The organism is Vibrio sp. Y176 (genome assembly GCF_033438945.1).
Window position 1 is genome coordinate 1 of sequence record NZ_JAWOQS010000236.1, and the last position, 875, is coordinate 875.

The 875-nt window shown below is 45.7% G+C and carries 1 protein-coding gene; it reads right to left on the reverse strand.

The genetic code is table 11. The annotated features are described in order from the left end of the window. Positions 1-813, reverse strand: an 813-nt coding sequence (locus tag R7O13_RS25285; RefSeq protein ID WP_318304998.1) for a CpaF family protein, incomplete at its 3' end; no start/stop codon positions are given. Positions 814-875 lie beyond the last annotated feature (62 nt).

The following is an 875-nucleotide window of genomic DNA, read 5'->3' on the forward strand; positions in this document are numbered from 1 at the left end:
TGTTTTACCTGAGCCTGTACCGCCCGAGATAAGAATGTTCAGTTCCCCGACAACGGCTGCGTTCAAGAATTTGCCCATTTCTGGCGAGAGCGAACCAAGCCCTAATAAGTTGTCCATATTCAAACGTTCGACCGCAAAACGACGAATGGATACCGATGGCCCATCAATGGCAAGTGGAGGGATGATGGCATTGAAACGAGAGCCGTCTTTTAGACGCGCATCCACCATAGGCGACGCCTCATCAATACGTCGACCTACTTGGCTTACAATGCGGTCAATAATGTTGCGAAGATGGCGCTCATCCAAAAATGTATGCGGCGTTTTTTCTAGCTTACCAAAGCGCTCGACATAAATGTTTTTAGGGCCATTGACCAAAATATCTGAAATGGTTGGATCTTCAAGCAGTGGCTCAAGCGGCCCAAGACCAAACACTTCGTCTTCGATTTGGTGGATAACGCGATTGCGCGCTTCTGAACTTAAAGGATGCGTTTGGTCTTCGGCGATCAACTGAATCACCGCTTCCCTTAACTCTTCTTTCGCGCGATCTTCTTGCAGATGTGATAACAAGCCAAGGTCTAAAGTATCCAGCAATTTCTTATGGTAGTAGTGCTTAATAGCCAGATCTTGCTCGAGCTGTTTTTTCTGCTCTTCAATCGCTTTCAGTTTCGCTTCAACCGGCGTTAGTGGTTTGTTTTCACTGACGTAATCTTCGTCTTCTGCTTTCGCAGCAAGATCGACCTTGACGACTTTCGATTCTTTTTCTTCATCTACGGAATTGAATGAACTCCCGACGCCTTTCCGTTTGAAAAACATAACTCCCCCTTACTAAGAAAAGAATTTCTTAATCCAACTTTGGTGCTCTTGTGTTGGGCTTT